10 protein-coding genes and 1 pseudogene are annotated in these 16,844 nt (G+C 35.0%); 7 read left to right on the top strand and 4 right to left on the bottom strand.

Annotated elements, in window-relative coordinates:
* Nucleotides 1-264: 264 nt before the first annotated feature.
* Nucleotides 265-459 (top strand): hypothetical protein, encoded by a 195-nt coding sequence (locus FJR06_RS19725; protein ID WP_015079930.1) that lies wholly within the window; start codon nt 265-267, stop codon nt 457-459.
* Between the two features lie 299 nt (nt 460-758).
* Here the strand turns inward: FJR06_RS19725 and FJR06_RS19720 are convergent, their stop codons facing one another.
* A complete protein-coding gene (locus FJR06_RS19720; RefSeq protein WP_015079931.1) occupies nt 759-1,028 on the bottom strand; it encodes a YciI family protein in 270 nt (89 codons plus the stop codon).
* A 339-nt stretch (nt 1,029-1,367) separates the two neighbouring features.
* Here FJR06_RS19720 and FJR06_RS19715 point away from each other — a divergent pair, with 339 nt between their 5' ends.
* A complete protein-coding gene (locus tag FJR06_RS19715; RefSeq protein WP_015079932.1) occupies nt 1,368-1,571 on the top strand; it encodes a hypothetical protein in 204 nt (67 codons plus the stop codon).
* Between the two features lie 209 nt (nt 1,572-1,780).
* Here FJR06_RS19715 and pheT read toward each other — a convergent pair whose 3' ends face one another.
* Nucleotides 1,781-4,216 (bottom strand): phenylalanine--tRNA ligase subunit beta, encoded by a 2,436-nt coding sequence (gene pheT, locus FJR06_RS19710; RefSeq protein WP_168652096.1) that lies wholly within the window; start codon nt 4,214-4,216, stop codon nt 1,781-1,783.
* 323 nt (nt 4,217-4,539) lie between these two features.
* Between pheT and FJR06_RS19705 the strand changes: the two genes are divergently transcribed.
* From FJR06_RS19705 to FJR06_RS19695, 3 genes are all read left to right on the top strand, one after another.
* Nucleotides 4,540-5,214, top strand: a complete 675-nt coding sequence (locus FJR06_RS19705) for a Uma2 family endonuclease (RefSeq protein WP_015079934.1) — start codon at nt 4,540-4,542, stop codon at nt 5,212-5,214.
* Nucleotides 5,215-5,285: 71 nt separating this feature from the next.
* Nucleotides 5,286-9,200: an Eco57I restriction-modification methylase domain-containing protein gene (locus FJR06_RS19700; RefSeq protein WP_168652095.1), complete on the top strand. Its 3,915-nt coding sequence runs from the start codon at nt 5,286-5,288 to the stop codon at nt 9,198-9,200.
* A 268-nt stretch (nt 9,201-9,468) separates the two neighbouring features.
* On the top strand, nt 9,469-10,188 hold the full coding sequence (locus tag FJR06_RS19695) for a Uma2 family endonuclease (RefSeq protein WP_174783508.1): 720 nt from the start codon (nt 9,469-9,471) through the stop codon (nt 10,186-10,188).
* Here the strand turns inward: FJR06_RS19695 and FJR06_RS19690 are convergent.
* Together FJR06_RS19690 and bchI are read right to left on the bottom strand one after the other, a co-directional pair.
* Nucleotides 10,183-10,500: a hypothetical protein gene (locus FJR06_RS19690; RefSeq protein ID WP_015079937.1), complete on the bottom strand. Its 318-nt coding sequence runs from the start codon at nt 10,498-10,500 to the stop codon at nt 10,183-10,185. The genes FJR06_RS19695 and FJR06_RS19690 overlap by 6 nt on opposite strands.
* Before the next feature lie 141 nt (nt 10,501-10,641).
* Nucleotides 10,642-11,760 carry a magnesium chelatase ATPase subunit I gene (bchI, locus tag FJR06_RS19685; protein ID WP_168652094.1) on the bottom strand — a complete coding sequence of 373 codons (1,119 nt, stop codon included), beginning with the start codon at nt 11,758-11,760 and terminating at the stop codon, nt 10,642-10,644.
* 491 nt (nt 11,761-12,251) lie between these two features.
* Between bchI and FJR06_RS19680 the strand changes: the two genes are divergently transcribed.
* Nucleotides 12,252-13,619, top strand: a complete 1,368-nt coding sequence (locus FJR06_RS19680; RefSeq protein WP_168652097.1) for a P-loop NTPase fold protein — start codon at nt 12,252-12,254, stop codon at nt 13,617-13,619.
* Between the two features lie 170 nt (nt 13,620-13,789).
* Nucleotides 13,790-16,844 (top strand): annotated as a pseudogene (locus tag FJR06_RS19675) (ribosome assembly protein 4); the annotation flags it as partial.

Genomic DNA, 16,844 nt, shown 5'->3' with positions numbered 1-16,844 from the left:
ATTGAGGGTGGGGAATTACGCAAAACTGTTAAATAATTCAAAATTCAAAATTAATACAGCATGAACTTTTCAGGCATTGAGAATGGGTAGTTTATTTAGGCTATCATGTAATAGGACGAATGGTGGCAGTCTGTGATCCTAATTTAAACTAGAATTCAGTAAGGACAGTGCCGATAAGTAATGAAAGAGGTTTTAACTTTCCTGTAGTCAGCAATCAAGTTTCTTTACATAAAATTATGCCAGTTATTAAGGGAGTTGATGGTCATGATTGATTTACTTGTTTTCGGAATAATCGTGGTTTATCTCGGTGGTGTTTGGAAGTTTTGGACTGGATTTGGTAGAACTAATTTTAATCAAACTTTACCTAATCGGATTGGTTTGGCTTTGCTATGGCCTGCTTTGTTTTTAGCTAATCCATCCTATCGTCGCAATTTTCAAAAGGCACTCAAGGGTAATTAAGTGATAATAATTCAGGTAGGCCGATAAAATCCCCGACTTCTTTTATTTATTGTGTCTACAAATTTAAGCATTCAGCCGTCAGCTATCAGCTATCAGCAAGAGTTGAATTGATAAGCATTCTGAATATTAATTACTGATGTCAGTTTTCCTATTTCAAAACCCCTAAAATCCAGTTTTAGCTGACTGCTGACGACTGATAGCTGAATGCTTACCTACAAATTATAAATTGATGTTAGAAGTCGGGAATCTGGGTATGGTAATTATCAATTAATTATCTTGGTTAAAATTGTACCAATTGACTAAAAAGCCTGAATCCATTCTTTAACAAAATACTCTGTCCAAATGCCGTTTTGCCAATAAGGATCTGATTCCACTAATTGACGAACGGTGTTTTCGTCTTCGGCTTCATAAATGGCAAAAACTTGAGTTACATCTTTTGTGGGTCCAATGGTAATTAAAACCCCAGATTCTTTCTGTTGTGCTAATCCTGTTAAATGGGCTTGACGATAAGGTTCACGTTTGCTGAGAACGTCTTCGCAATAGCTTCCCCATAGAATGTATTTTGTCATAATTTCTGATTTGATTATTGATATTTGTTAATAGAATATAGCAACTTTATCTGAATTTTTGACTATTTCCGGAAAATTTTGCCATACTTGGCGATTTTTTACTTTGAGTCTTGTCATTCTAACACTTCTGATACATAAAATAGTCAACTTTTATGCTTTCAGAACTGACGCACTGTAACAATTAACCGTAGTGGATTACGAATAATGTGATTATATCATCTATGGCAAGTATTGATATGGTAATAGCCTATAAAAATACAAAATAAATTATTCAACATCATAAGTATGTGGTAAATAAATATGTGATAGATACATTTGTCTTCATACAAATAAGTAAAAATGATTAAATTATTGATTTTTGGCATCACCATTTATTTGATGGTTTATGTTGGTTATGCTTGGAATTTTTGGCATGGGTTTAGGCGGACTACTTATGAGAAAACTCTGTCTAATCAGATCAAACTTACGTTGCTATGGCCTGTTTTATTTGTCGTTGATAGAAGATTTCGCCGCAATTTTAAAAGGGCTAAGAGAGGATATTGATAGTAATTAAGAATCAATTATCGTGTTAAAAAGCCCTGTGCGCGATTTGTAGAAACATACAAAGATACAATTCAATTGATAATTGATAATTAATCATTATCAATTATCAATAGACATCTGGTAAAAATTAAATATGCGTGACCCGTACCCTTGTAGAGACGTTCCATAGAACGTATCTACATTCTTTTTTGGAGATGTCTAATTATCAATTAACTTCTGAGACTAACACCAAATTTTTCAACTAAGGCTGTCCGCACCTGATTATGAACTGGTTCAATTTCAGTTTCAGTGAGAGTGCGATCGCTGGCACGATATACTAACCGAAAAGCTAAACTGCGTTGTCCTGTGGGGACGTGTTCACCACGATATTCATCAAACAATTCCACCGAATTTAATAACCCTTTCCCAGCTTTATTAATGACCTTTTCAATTTCGGAAACTGTCACTTTCACAGAAGCAAAAAATGCCAAATCTCTGTCACTAGCTGGATAGGTAGAATAGGAACTGAATTTGGGAACTAGCAAATCATCATGATCCCAAGCATCCAACAGAGCATCTAAATCCAATTGAAACACATAAACGGCTTCTGGTAAATCTTTCTCTCGACGTAATTGGGGGTGAACTTGTCCGAATGTTCCCAGTCTATTACCCTTTACCCACAATGAAGCTGTGCGTCCAGGATGTAAACGAGAATCTCGATTTTCAGGTTGAAATTCTACAGTTAATTTTAGTTGTTTAAAGACACTTTCTAAAATACCTTTGGCTTCAAACCAAGTAATCGCTTCTTCCTTACCACCTCTTGACCATTTACCGGAAGTTATATCACCACCGATAATTCCAGCCAGCATTTCTGCTTCTTGTAAACCGATTTCTTCACGCCAGAAAACGCGCCCGATTTCAAAACCATTTAACGCCCCATTTCCCTGCTCTAAATTGTATTGAAAAGCGGAAATTAAACCGGAAATTAAATCAGTCCGTAAAGCTGAATATTCGGCAAACAAAGGATTACTTAAAACGATTTGATTATCTTCACCCGGTTTCACCAAAGAATAATGAATTAATTCCGTTAAACCTTCAGCGCGTAAATAACCGCGTAACCTACGAATTAATTCTTGTTCTAAAGATAGATAACCAGCTTCGGATTTTTCTGGTAAGGTATCACAGAATTTATCATAACCATATAACCGGGCAATTTCTTCAATTAAATCAATTTCCCGTTCTAAGTCGCGGTAACGATAGGGAGGTACGGTAACTGTCCAATTCCGGTCATCAATTTTGACTAATTCACACCCTAAAGCTGTGAGAATTTTTTCGACATCTTCTGGTTGTAATTCTCCTGTTTCTTGTCCTAATTCAATCGGACCTAACACTTCATTAACTTTATCTAAACGCAGGTTAATAGAATGTGACCAACTAGAAATATCTGGACGATAATCGGAAATTTCTTGTTGAACAATCACACCCGCAGCTAATTCACTAATTAAGGATAAAGCCCGGTGACAAGCTATTTCTAATTCTGCTCGATTTACACCCCTTTCGTATCTACCAGAAGCCTCACTTCTTAACCCCGCACTGCGAGAAGAACGCCGAATAGCCACAGAATCAAATAACGCAGCTTCTAAAACTAAACTTTGTGTACCTTCATGAACTTCTGTTTCTGCACCACCCATAACTCCTGCTAAAGCTACGGCTTTGTTATTAGCAGTAATTAATAAATTTTGGGGCGATAAATTCCGAATATTTCCATCTAAGGTTGTTAAAGTTTCTCCAACTTCCGCAAACCGGACACCAATAATTAAATTTTCCCCCTCACCTACAGATTGTAAACGCTCTTTATCAAAAGCGTGGAGAGGTTGTCCTCTTTCTAATAAAACGTAGTTTGTGATATCAACTACATTATTAATTGGTCTGACTCCCGCAGCGCGTAAACGTTGTTGCAACCATTCAGGAGAAGCAGCAATTTTGATGTTTTCAACAACAGTCCCAATATAAGCAGGACAAGCTTGGGTTTCGGAAATTTTTAAAGTTAGGTTTTTTGCAGTTTTGGTATTTTCAACTTCTGCAACTGGGGGAATTGATAATTTTCCGCCAGTTAAAGCCGCTACTTCCCGTGCAATACCCACCATAGATAAAGCGTCAGCCCGGTTAGCAGTAGCGGTGACATCTAAAATCACATCTTCCAAACCCAACAGGGGACGCACGTCACTACCCACAACCATGTTTTCTTCAGGGAAGATATGAATACCGTCAATATCAGTGGGTAAACCGAGTTCTTTTAAAGAACATATCATCCCATTGGAGGGAACACCACGCAGTTTTGCGGGTTTGATTTTTAAATCAATGTTGGGTAAATAAGTTCCTGTGGTGGCTACGGGAACATAGATATCTGCGCGGACGTTCCCAGCACCGCAAACGATATTTACAGTCTCAGCAGCCCCGATATCTACGGTACAAACGCTCAATTTATCGGCGTTGGGGTGGGGTTGACGTTCTAGCACTTTCCCCACAACTACGCCATTAGCCCAAGTGCGACGATCTTCTATATCTTCTACTTCAAACCCTGCCATTGTCAAGGTTTCCGCCAGTTCTTCTGGGGTGAGTTTGATTTCTACGAGTTCTTTTAACCAGTTTAGAGAAATACGCATGGAGTCTGTTTGTTGAGATTTGTCTTTGGCTCTAATTTTATATATTAAGTGAAAATTATGAGATTTTTTGGTTTCATCTACAAGTAGAGATATTATCTCAATTTTATATGAGACTGCACAGAATCATGAAATCCATGAATTCATCCGTATTTATCTGCGTTCATCTGCGTTTATCTGCGTTCAATAATTCTTGAAATCTGATTCTATGCAGCTTCATCTTAATTTAGTATTACACAAAAAGCCTCTACATTTTTTTCACCGGATGTCTATTATGATTAATTTAGTAGATATCAGAATCTATTCCTATGGGAGATATGTCCAATATGGTACAGCAATTATCAGCAGAAACCACACCAGAAATCATCTACCCTGACAGCGACGGTCAACCAATGGCAGATAATACTAAACAATATCAATGGATTGTTAAAATTAAAGAAAATTTAGAAATATTATTTGCATCAAATCCAGATGTATTTATTGCCGGTGATTTACTTTGGTATCCTGTGGAGGGAAATCCGAAAATTCGTCAAGCACCTGATGTATTAGTAGTTTTTGGCAGACCAAAGGGAGATAGAGGTTCATATCAACAATGGAAAGAAAATAATATTCCTCCTCAAGTAGTTTTTGAAATTTTATCTCCAGGAAACCGTACTCCTGCGATGATTAATAAATCGCTTTTTTATCAACGTTATGGTGTAGAAGAATATTACATTTATGATCCTGATACTTTAGAATTATCCGGTTTTGTGCGTTATCAAGATGCTTTTATAGCCATTGAAGATATTAATGGTTGGATAAGTCCGAGATTGGGTATCCGGTTTCAACTTGTACTTGATAATTTAGAGATTTATTATCCTGATGGTAACAAGTTTCTCACATCTGTGGAATTTGATCAACTTGCTAAACAAGAACGTCAAGAAAAGGAAGCAGCTATTCAGCAGTATCAAGAATTATTAGCCAAGTTGCAAGAAAAGGGAATTGATTTAGATAATTTATGATTATATGGTAGGGTATTACGTAAGGTGGGCATTGCTCACCCTACAATATACATGATTTTGGAGTTTAAATTATGACAAATGCAAAAAACATCAATAAACCATTATTTTCTCAACATTATTTAGACTATCGAATTCAAGAATGTCCAGAATGGAAATTAGATATTAAACTAGATTTTGAGAAACTAAATAAACTCTATTTATCAAAAAAAGCGATTTTACCGACTCTCAATGAAGCGCAAACAGAAGATGTATTTATTAAACCTGTATTAGATATTTTAGGCTTTTCTAATATTCCTCAAGTCGTGACTCGTGGTAAAGGTAGAGCCGAACGTCCTGATTATGCGTTGTTTGCAAATGAAACTGAAAGGGATACAGCTTACTCTTTTCAAAATAATGAAACTGCTTTTTATGGTAGGGTATTAGTTATCGCAGAAGCTAAATATTGGGAAAGACCATTAAGTAAAGTTTCTGCTAATGATAAAAGAGATATTTTCAAGAATGAAAATCCATCTTTTCAAATTTCTAGTTATTTGACTGGTACGGGAGTTGATTGGGGAATTTTAACCAATGGGAGAGAATGGCGTTTATATTATCGTCAAGCATCTTCTACCGCAACGGAATTTTATCCTATTGATTTGGTAGAATTATTAGAAACTGAAGATTTGGAAAAGTTCAAATATTTCTGGTTATTTTTTAGAAGTGCTGCTTTTGAAAAAGATAGTTACAATAAAAACTTTTTGGAAAGAGTCAGAGAAGGAAGTACAACCTATGCGACTCAAGTAGGAAATGAATTAAAAACATTGGTATTTGAGCAAATATTTCCTGACTTAGCAGGGGGTTTTGTTGCAGACGCTATCAGACGGGGAAAAACTGGAGAACCAAAACAGGTTTATGCAGCTACTTTATCATTTTTATATAAGTTGTTATTTCTATTATATGCTGAAGCGAGAAACCTATTACCAATTACCACAGCTTACCGTGATTATAGTTTGATTAAAATTACTCAAGAAATAGCGGAAAGTGTTGATAAACAAAAAACATTAAGTGGAACTTCAACAAAGATTTATAAGAGTTTATTAGGTTTATTTGAAATAGTAGATAGAGGTGATTCAGCTTTAGAAGTACCTCGTTATAATGGTGGTTTATTCCATTTTGATTTTCATGAAGTTGAGGATATCAAAGATTATCCAGATAATTGGTTTTTGTATCAACATCAATTATCTGATGCTGTGTTATTTCCCGCTTTGGATAAATTAGCACGGTTTGAAAAATTACCCATTGACTACAGCTTTTTAGGTGTGCGACAATTGGGTTCAATTTATGAAGGTTTATTAGAATATCGCGTAGTGATTGCAGATGGAAATACGGGTAAAGTTTATTTAGAAAATGATAAGGGTGAACGCAAAGCTACGGGTTCTTATTACACACCTGATTACATTGTTAAATACATTGTTAGTCATACTCTCAAACCGATTTTAGAGGAGAGAAAACAAAAATTTGCGGATTTGATGACGCAAATTAGCCAATTACATGAAAAAATGGCAGATGGTAGATTAGGAGTACAAAGCCGTAATGGTTTACAAAAAGATTTACAACGTTTAGAAAGAAAAAGTACAAATACTCTCCTTGATATTAAAATATGTGATCCTGCAATGGGAAGCGGACATTTTTTGGTAGAAGCTGTTGATTATTTTACAGATGAATTAATCATTATTTTAAATGAATATCCTGAACATAATCCGGTTTTGGAGATGTTGAAACAAACCCGCGAGGGGATTTTAGCAAATTTACAACAGCAGGGAATTACTATTGATGTCAATAAGTTAGAAGATACTCAACTTTTGCAACGGGTGGTAATGAAACGCTGTATTTATGGTGTGGATTTGAACCCAATGGCTGTAGAATTAGCTAAGGTGAGTTTATGGTTACATTCTTTCACAATTGGCGCTCCTTTGAGTTTTTTAGATCATCATTTACGTTGCGGAAATTCCCTTATTGGTACGACTGCGCGAGAAGCAGAAGCGAATATGGTGAAGGAAGAAAGTGGACAATTAAATTTATTAACTGGTCCGTTTGTGGGGTTGTTACGTGCTGCGGAAATTATGCGCGGTGTGAGTACGTTAAGTGATGCAACTTTTGCGGAAGTAGAAACTAGCGAAAGGTTATTTAAGGAATTTGATCAAGCTGCGAAACCTTATAAACGGTTATTAGATATTTATGTTTCTAAATATTTTGGTTTGAAACGTGCTGATCATTTCTTACGGGTTTATGGTACAAATGCGATTAATGCTAACCCTGAAAATATGAATGCTGCTGATATTGCAGTATATGAAGACGCGAGAAATTTATTTGAGGAAAAGCGGTTTTTTCATTGGGATTTGGAGTTTCCAGAGGTTTTTATTGATTTAGAAAATGCAAGTTGGAAAGAAAATCCTGGTTTTCATGCTGTTATCGGTAATCCACCTTATGGTTTAGTTGAATCATTAACATGGTTATCTAATTTGTATAATGATTGCTTTGTTTATTTCTGGAGTTTTGGATTAAAGAATACTTGCAAAAATGGTTATATCTCTTTTATCATTCCTGCTGCTATGTTAACTGGTATTAATTATATGACTTTACGCAGCAATATGATAAATTTTTCCTGTATAAAGGAGATTATTGTATTACCTTATAATACTTTTTTAGATGCTTATATTGACACTTGTATTATTATTTTGCAGGTGGATAACCCCCAAAAAGATTATGATGTTGATACAAAGAAAATGGGTAAAAAAGATAAAATACAGATATTAGATCATGCAAATTATGACAAAATTAATATACAAACGTGGAAAGAAGATGCAAATTTTAAGTTTATTCTGAGTATGGAGTTAATCAAAATACAAAGAATTAAAAAAGATGCAAATTTTATTAATCTCGGTTCATTCACAAGAATTGAACGAGGAGTCCAATTATATGATTTTAAAAAACATACAAAAGATCAAATTAAAAGTGATTTTTTGAGAGAGAATGAACTTACAAAATTTGATAGTAAGGATAATTATTATCCTGAGTTACTGGGAAAAGAATTATCTCGCTATCGTCTCGAATCGGAAAAGAAAAGTTATATTAAATATTGTGATGATTTAGCTAGTAAACGTGATCAAATATTTTTTACTTCTCCGAGGATTGTACTTAGAAGACTGTTATCAAGACGAGGTGAACTGATGTCTTGTTATTGCACAGATATATTAATCACAACAGATAGTATTCTGAATATTTTAGTTTTGGATGTTAACATTAATCCTAAATTTATCACTGCACTGATTAATTCTAAATTGTTGTCTTGGTTTTATACTAACTCTTCTACTATATCTGTAAAAGATGATTTTCCCCAGGTAACATACGAAGAACTTAAAAGTTTACCAGTTCCTAAAATCTCCTTTACAACTCCCCCAGAAAAACGCCAAGAATATCTAGAAAACACAATTAATCTTTACCAACAATATCAAATCAATGATAAACCAGATATCTTACTTACCCAAATTGATCATCACCTCAATCAACAACCATCTGAAGCCGATGTAATTCATGATTTCCTCGCATATTTAGCCGAACAAATGATAGAATTAAATAAACAAAAACAAACAGAAACCAAAGGCTTTTTAACATGGTTAGAAAGATTAATCGGTACTGAAATTGATCATCTTACCAATAAATCGAAAATTCAAAATTATTTAGGTGATTATTATAAACAAAAGCAAGGAGATAACCATTTAACCTTTGATGAATTAATTGGTATCCTCAAGAAAAATCAGAAAAAACTAAAAATAGATCCCACCGCGAGAAAAGAACAGGAAACATTAGCAAAAGAATATCAATCGAGTTTAAATACACTTTTACCAATCAAAAAACAACTTAAACAATGTGATTGGTTAATTGATGAAATTGTTTATCGGTTGTATGGTTTAACTGAAGAAGAAAAAGCCATAATTCAAGGATAAAAATATCCCCGACTTCTGTTTTCATTTTGTAAATAAATGATAGATTTTTGTTAGAGGATGTTTGAAAAGTCCCTCATGGTGTATCAAATATTTTTAGATCCCCCTAAATCCCCCTTGAAAAGGGGGACTTTGACTCTAGTTCCCCCCTTAGCAAGGGGGGTTAGGGGGGATCTGTAAGTGCCTAAAATCACAGCCTAAAACTTTTCAAACACCCTCTTAGAAGTCGGTGATTTGGATTACAATGAAAAAAGAATTGGTAATATCAATCATGCTAAAATACAGCCAATTAAATTATTTACCCTCATCTAAGGAATTACCCGACTCTGACGACACACCAGTGGATAACGAACTACAAGATTTAATTCCCGGTTTATTAAAAGCCATGTTAGCCTTAATCTGGTCACAAAGATGGGATTGGTTTTTTGGCGTAGACATGGGAATATATTATGATCCAGATAAACCTGCAATTGTCCCAGATGGATTTTTAAGTATTGGTATTCCCAGATTAATTGATGAAGATTTACGCCGCAGTTATGTATTATGGGAAGAACAAAAATTACCGATTTTAGTGTTAGAAATAGTGTCTCATACCTATAGGGGAGAATATAGCACTAAGAAAGATTTTTATGCTCAAGAATTGGGGATATTATATTATGTAGTTTATAATTCTCAGCGTAAAATAAAACAACGTTTAGAGGTTTACAAATTAGTCAATGGAGAATATAAATTACTGTCAGGAAACCCTGTTTTTCTACCAGAGATAGGGTTAGGAATAGGAATGGAAAAAGCAACATATCAAGGAATAACTAGGGAATGGTTATATTGGTTTGATGAAAATGGAAAACGATTTTTAACACCGGAAGAAAGGATGCAACAAAGCGAGGAAAAACATTTAGAATCTGAAAGAAAATGGTTAGAATCTGAGAAAAAAGCTAATAAATTAGCAGAGATGTTAAAAAAATTAGGAGTTGATCCTGAAAATTTATAGCGTGTGAATTAAATCTGCAAAACCGTAAATACTAATTCCTAATAACAGTAATGCGGTAAATTGGGTAAGGCGTTGTTGAGTTAAAACTGTCTGGTTGTTGCCGGTGGGAGACATTGCTTCCCGGACTAATATAGAAGTTGATGCTCCCACGACAAAACTTAAACCTAGTATGATGTAGGGTTTATCTGGGACAATGATGGAGACTGTCAGCAGAGCGATCGCTAATGTTAACATTAATAACTCCACAAATCGGGGTGGATGATGTTGAATCAATAAAATCAAGCTGTTTAACCAAAAATTCCAAGTTCTCATAATTTGTCAGTTGTCAGTTGTCAGTAGGGGCGAAGCATTTGGAAGATAAATTATCGCTCATTGCCAAAAATAGTTCTCTAAATGCTTCGCCCGTACAGTTGTCAGTAGACAGTTTACTTTCCACTGACATCTACATTATCACTAACGAGCGCCAGCTTTTACCCCTGCACCATTTTTCTGGGTTGAATCTTCTGGAAGTTCCACACCAAAAACCCGACAAAAGACCTTTTCCACTTTATAGCCAGTATCAATAGATTCTAAAGGATCTTTCCGCAAACGGTGACGCAGACATAAAGTAATTACCCGACGGATATCGTCAATTGTAACTTCTGTCCGACCTTCAAAAGCTGTCAAGGCTTTAGCCGCACGGTTCGTCACGATGTCACCCCGCAACCCGTCCACATCTAATTCTGAACAAACTTCGGAAATTTTCACCCGGAAGTCATAGTCTAAATTAACTTGTGGTAATAAGTTTTGGGCATTGACAATTTTCTCTTGTAATGCTACTTGTGGTGCTTGGTGTTTTTCTAAATACACAGGCGGATTTTGGTCAAATTCACCCCGTTCCTCCACAATTTGTACCCGTAAAGCTGGTTCTTTAACGGTATGAATTTCCGCGTGCATTCCAAAACGGTCGAGAAGTTGAGGACGTAATTCCCCTTCTTCAGGATTTCCTGAACCAACGAGAACAAACTTCGCAGGGTGACGGATAGAAATTCCTTCCCGTTCCACGGTATTCCAGCCACTAGCAGCGGAATCGAGGAGTACGTCTACCAAGTGGTCATCTAACAAGTTGACCTCATCAACGTAGAGAATACCCCGGTTGGCTTTGGCTAGGAGTCCCGGTTCAAAAGCTTTGACACCCTCAGATAAGGCTTTTTCAATGTCAATTGTCCCACAAACGCGGTCTTCTGTAGCGCCCAATGGTAAATCTACCATTTGCACCTTTTTGTGAGTGATGGGAATTTCTAACCCCTGTGCTACCTGTTGACGGACTTCATCACTCATCAAGTCCGTGTCGTTGGGGTCACTGTTGAAGGGGTCATTGGCGACAACAGGGATTTCTGGTAAAAGGTCCGCCAAGGCGCGGATAGTTGTAGATTTTCCGGTGCCGCGATCGCCCATAATCATTACACCACCAATTTTGGGGTCAATGACATTTAGCAGCAGTGCCAGTTTCATTTCTTCTTGACCGACGATGGCTGTAAATGGGAAGACCGCACGACGCGCACTCGCACTAGCTTGAGCAGTTGAAGTCACTAAATTACCTTAACAATATTTTTTATGACAATTCTTTATTTTGACACATTTTGCGAATGTGGGTCAGTTGTCAGTTAAAAACTGAAGGCTATAAGTTTTTTAAATCAGACTTTTACAAAAAAAGCACAAGACTATGTTTATTGAGAATAAGTCTGCTTCATTCTCAAGATTATTGAGAATGCTTGCAATAAGATAACCATTTTACTAGGTTCTTGACCTCTTGACTTTTTGTGCTATTATCAAGGTGTATGATCTGGCTGTTATCATATCTAGATTTTAAAATACAGAAATTGTCAGCATTAGGATAACCAGGATTTAAGAATTGACAGGATGTGAGTAAAATAAAATCCTGTTCATGGTTTGATCTTGTAAATCCTGATTCTCATAAAATTATTAAAATTATGGGAAAAATAACTGAAATTACTGAGAAACAAGTATTATTGTCAGTAGGGATATTCCTCAACTATCAGGACAATTATACTACTAGCAAAATGGATATTAAGGATTTTTATAAAGCCACTAACCCCGCACGCACCCTTGTTGCGCGAAATGTGGAAGATCAAAAATGTTATATTGACTTTTCTAAAGTGCGTGGTGAGGATATCATCAGCACTATTAAAGATAGTATTACAGAGTGGAATCAAGATGAGCCTACCTGTAACCTATTTACTGGACATATTGGTTGTGGTAAATCTACAGAATTATTACGATTACAGGTAGAATTAGAAGCAGCAGATTTTCATGTTGTTTATTTTGAATCTAGCGAAGATTTAGAAATCACAGATATAGATATTGCTGATGTGTTTTTGGCTATTGCTAGTCGCATTAGTAAAAGTCTTGAGAAAATTGTTCTCGAAGAACCGAAAAAATTTCAGGAATTACTTCAAGGTGCATGGAACATCTTAAACTCTGAAGTTACAGGTGTTAAAGGTAAATTTGCTGGTCATGATATTGGTTATACTGTTGACGGACAAAAGTTGTCTCTGTCTTTGGGTATTGGGGAAATCACCACAAAAATGAAAAGTGATTCCACATTAAGAACCAAAGTAAATCAATATTTAGGACCACAGAAAACCAACTTACTACAAGCAATTAATCAAGAACTTTTAGAACCTGCTATTTCTAAACTCAAACAACAGGGTAAAAATGGTTTAGTGGTCATAGTTGATAACCTAGACCGTATAGATAATAGTGTTAAATCCTGGGGTCGGACACAACAAGAATATCTATTTGTTGACCAAGGAGAATATCTCACCAAACTGAATTGTCATGTTATTTATACCATGCCCCTGGCTTTGAAATTTTCCAATGAATATGGCACACTAACCCAACGATTTCCAGAAGAACCAAAAATATTACCAATGGTTCCCGTCAAGTCTTCAGATGGTAAAGTCCATGAACAGGGATTAGCACTAATGCAACAGATGATTTTAGCTAGAGCATTTCCTAATTTAGCCCCAGAAGACCGCTTAAATAAAATTACTGAAATTTTTGATGCTCCAGCAAGTCTAGACCGCTTGTGTCAGGTTAGCGGTGGTCATGTGCGCGATATTTTGCGGTTATTAAACCCCTGGATTATGAAAGATAAAAAATTTCCTCTCCAGAGTCATACCTTAGAGCAGATTATTCGTGAACGACGGAATGAAATGTCTTTAACTATTTCTGATGAAGAATGGGAATTATTACGCCGTGTTAAAAAAACTAAGCACGTTAGTGATGATCAAGGATATCAGAAATTAATTCGCAGTAGATTTGTCTTTGAATATAGAGATCAGGGTGAATTATGGTTTGATGTCAATCCGATTTTAGCAGAATCAGAAAAGTTGTTTGAATCAGGATATCCAGGATTTAAGGATTAACAGGATTTAGATCCCCGACTTCTGAGATCAATTTATAATTTATGGACACAATAAATCAAAGAAGTCGGGGATCTTATCATCTCACCTGAATTATTGCCTTCGATCAATGTTATTATTTATCGAGGTTAAAGTTCAGAAGTCGGGGATATTGTTTATCACAAATTAATACTATGAACAACTCACAACAACTAGAAGATTTAGCATGGTCTATAGAAGCATCCCAAGGAGAATTTAAACTGATTTTGGCTAAGTGCAATTATCTCAACTTACAAAATCAACTCATTCAAGAATTACAAAAAATCTGTCAGATTGAAATTCAGATTTTACGACTTCAAGCATCAGAAAGAACATTATATAATGCTATTCGAGAAGAATTTGATCAGGAAATTGCAGCATTAATGATTGTCGGTTGGGAATCATTACCGAATTTATCGAAAATGTTTAGTTCAGCTAATCAAGTCAGGGAAGAATTTAGAAATAATTGTCCATATCCGGTAGTGCTATGGATTAATGATGTAATATATCAACAAATCATGGAATCTGCACCTGATTTAGAAAGTTGGGGAATTACTATCAATTTTTCTCTTCCTTTCGATGAATTAATTAATTTACTCAAATCAATAATAGATAAAATATTAAATGATGATTTGAATGTAAATCTACAAGAACTTGAATTAGCATTACAAGACTTACAAAAATATGATCAAAAATTAGAACCAGATTTTCAAGCTAATTGTAATTTTTTAAAAGGATTTATTGCATATAACAAAAAACAATTAGATATAGCTATTAATTATTATCAACAAAGTTGGGATTTTTGGCAAAAAACTGAGAATTTAGAAATTCAAGGGAAAATACTTTATCATCTGACAATTTGCAATTATGAAAAATTAAGACCTAACCCCCCAACCCCCTTCCCTACCAGGGAAGGGGGAGAAATAATAAATTGTATTCAACAAATATTAGAAAAGTTTAAAAATGCTCAACGTCTGGATTTAATTGCTAATTCTTTATCAAAATTTGGGTTAATTCTCCAAGATTTAAAAGCATGGGAACAATTAAAAACATTATCTCAACAAGCTTTAGAAATACATCAAGCTGAAAATAATATCTTGAAAATAGCGGAAGATTATCTATTTTTAGCAATAGCTAATTTTGAACAATCAAATTTTTCAGAAGCAGCAAAAATTGCTAATCAAGGGATAGGGGTAATTCATGAGTTACCCCTACTAAATTATTATCGTCAAAGTCTATTTTTAATTCTAGCACAAGCTCAAGAAAAATTACAACAATATGAACAAGCAATTAGTAATTTAAAATTGGCTAAAGATATTGGGGTTATCAATAATCAACCAAAGCTTTATGTTAAAATTCTCAATCTTTTACAACAGCTATTATTTCAAAAAACAGAATATCTGGAAGCTTTTAACACCAAATTAGAAAGTCGTTCTATTGAACAACAATTTGGTTTGCGGGCGTTTATTGGTGCGGGTTGGTTAAAACCATCAAAAAATACAAATCTAAATGTAGAGACGTTCCATGGAACGTCTCTACAAACAAATTACGGAACGTCTCTACAAACAAATTACGGAACGTCTCTACAAACAAATCAAACCATTAAAAAAGAAAATATTTCTCCAGAAATTGAAGCATCTGGACGGAAAATAGATGTAGATGAATTACTAGCAAGAATTGGTAGAACTGATAAAAAAATTATTGTCATTCATGGACAGTCAGGAGTTGGAAAAAGTTCTCTAGTTAATGCTGGGTTAATTCCTGCATTGGAAAATAAAGCCATAGGTTTTCAAGATAATTTACCTGTGACGATTAGAGTTTATAATAGTTGGTTTACAGAATTAAAAAAAGAACTATTAGATGTATTACCAGAAAACTTAAAGCCAGAAGATTTAAAATTAGATACTCAGGAACAGTTTATTTTAAAATTGGTAGAAATTGAAAAATACCGAAGAACAGTATTAATCTTTGACCAGTTTGAAGAATTCTTCTTTGTGTGTCCTGACGATAAAGATAGAACAGAATTTTTTCAGTTTTTAGGGAAATGTCTAAATCATAAAAATATTGGATTCTTGCGAGTAATTTTATCTTTGCGGGTAGATTATTTACATCTTTTATTAGAATGTGATGAAATTACCGATATGAATATTATTGGTGATGGTATTCTGAGTAAAAATGTGTTGTATAAATTAGGGAATTTAACCCCAGAAAATGCTAAAACTACAATTGAGAGTTTAACTAAAAAAACTGATTTTCAATTAGAACCGGATTTAATTAAGCGACTGGTAGAAGATTTAGCGGGAGAAGTAGGTTCAGTTCGTCCCATTGAATTACAACTTGTGGGGGCGCAATTAGAAACAGAAAATATCACAACTTTAGTAGCATATCAGAAAATCGGTAACAAACAAGAATTGGTGAAAAGTTATTTAGGAGAAATAGTCAATGATTGTGGTGAGAAAAATCAAGAACTTGCTGAATTATTACTTTATTTTCTCACAGACGAACAAGGAACAAGACCGTTAAAGACTAAGGCAGAATTAGAAGAAAATTTACAATCATTATTAGAACGAGATAAAAATGAAACTGAGAATAACTTAGATTTAGTATTAGAAATATTTGTCAAATCTGGTTTAGTGGTGTTGTTACCAGAAAATCCCTGTGACCGTTATCAATTAGTTCATGATTATTTAGCAGCTTTTATTCGTCAGCAACAAGAACCACTCAGCCAAAAACTAGAATGGGAAAAACAACAAAGAAAAATCGGTGAAGCTAAACTCAATCGCTTTCTCAAAATTGCCCTGGCAGGTTCAGTAGCCGCAGGAATAGCATTAACCTTGCTAACAGTCACAGCTTGGAATGCTGCAAAAACAGCAGAAACTCAAAAACAACAAGCTGATATTAATGCAATTCAAGCCTTAACTAAATCTAGTGAAGCCATGTTTGCTTCAGGAGAACGCGGTAATGCTTTGATAGAAGCATTAAGAGTAAATCAAAAAGTCAAACTGGCATCTTGGGCAACATTGGATACTCAAGAACCAACGACAGCAGCATTACAGCAAGCAGTATATTTGCAACGTAATGAAAAGCCAGAAAATAGAGCCTTAGCAGTTAATACCCTGAAAGGTCATGAGAGTTGGGTCAGGAGTGTGGGATTTAGCCCCGACGGACAACAACTGGCTTCTGGGAGTGGTGACAAGACGATCAAAATCT

The organism is Dolichospermum sp. UHCC 0352, assembly GCF_009711925.1.
GTDB classification, from domain to species: Bacteria; Cyanobacteriota; Cyanobacteriia; order Cyanobacteriales; family Nostocaceae; genus Dolichospermum; species Dolichospermum lemmermannii.
The sequence above is the reverse complement of the archived record's forward strand: the minus strand, read 5'-3'. Positions and strand labels throughout refer to the sequence as shown.

Bases quoted from the DNA above. Each gene is read 5' to 3' on its own strand.
- FJR06_RS19705 (WP_015079934.1), top strand. From the start codon at position 4,540: ATGGTACAGCAATTATCAGCAGAAACCACACCAGAAATCATCTACCCT.
- FJR06_RS19715 (WP_015079932.1), top strand. From the start codon at position 1,368: ATGATTAAATTATTGATTTTTGGCATCACCATTTATTTGATGGTTTAT.
- pheT (WP_168652096.1), bottom strand. From the start codon at position 4,216: ATGCGTATTTCTCTAAACTGGTTAAAAGAACTCGTAGAAATCAAACTC.
- FJR06_RS19720 (WP_015079931.1), bottom strand. From the start codon at position 1,028: ATGACAAAATACATTCTATGGGGAAGCTATTGCGAAGACGTTCTCAGC.
- FJR06_RS19700 (WP_168652095.1), top strand. From the start codon at position 5,286: ATGACAAATGCAAAAAACATCAATAAACCATTATTTTCTCAACATTAT.
- FJR06_RS19690 (WP_015079937.1), bottom strand. From the start codon at position 10,500: ATGAGAACTTGGAATTTTTGGTTAAACAGCTTGATTTTATTGATTCAA.
- FJR06_RS19725 (WP_015079930.1), top strand. From the start codon at position 265: ATGATTGATTTACTTGTTTTCGGAATAATCGTGGTTTATCTCGGTGGT.
- FJR06_RS19695 (WP_174783508.1), top strand. From the start codon at position 9,469: ATGCTAAAATACAGCCAATTAAATTATTTACCCTCATCTAAGGAATTA.
- FJR06_RS19680 (WP_168652097.1), top strand. From the start codon at position 12,252: ATGGATATTAAGGATTTTTATAAAGCCACTAACCCCGCACGCACCCTT.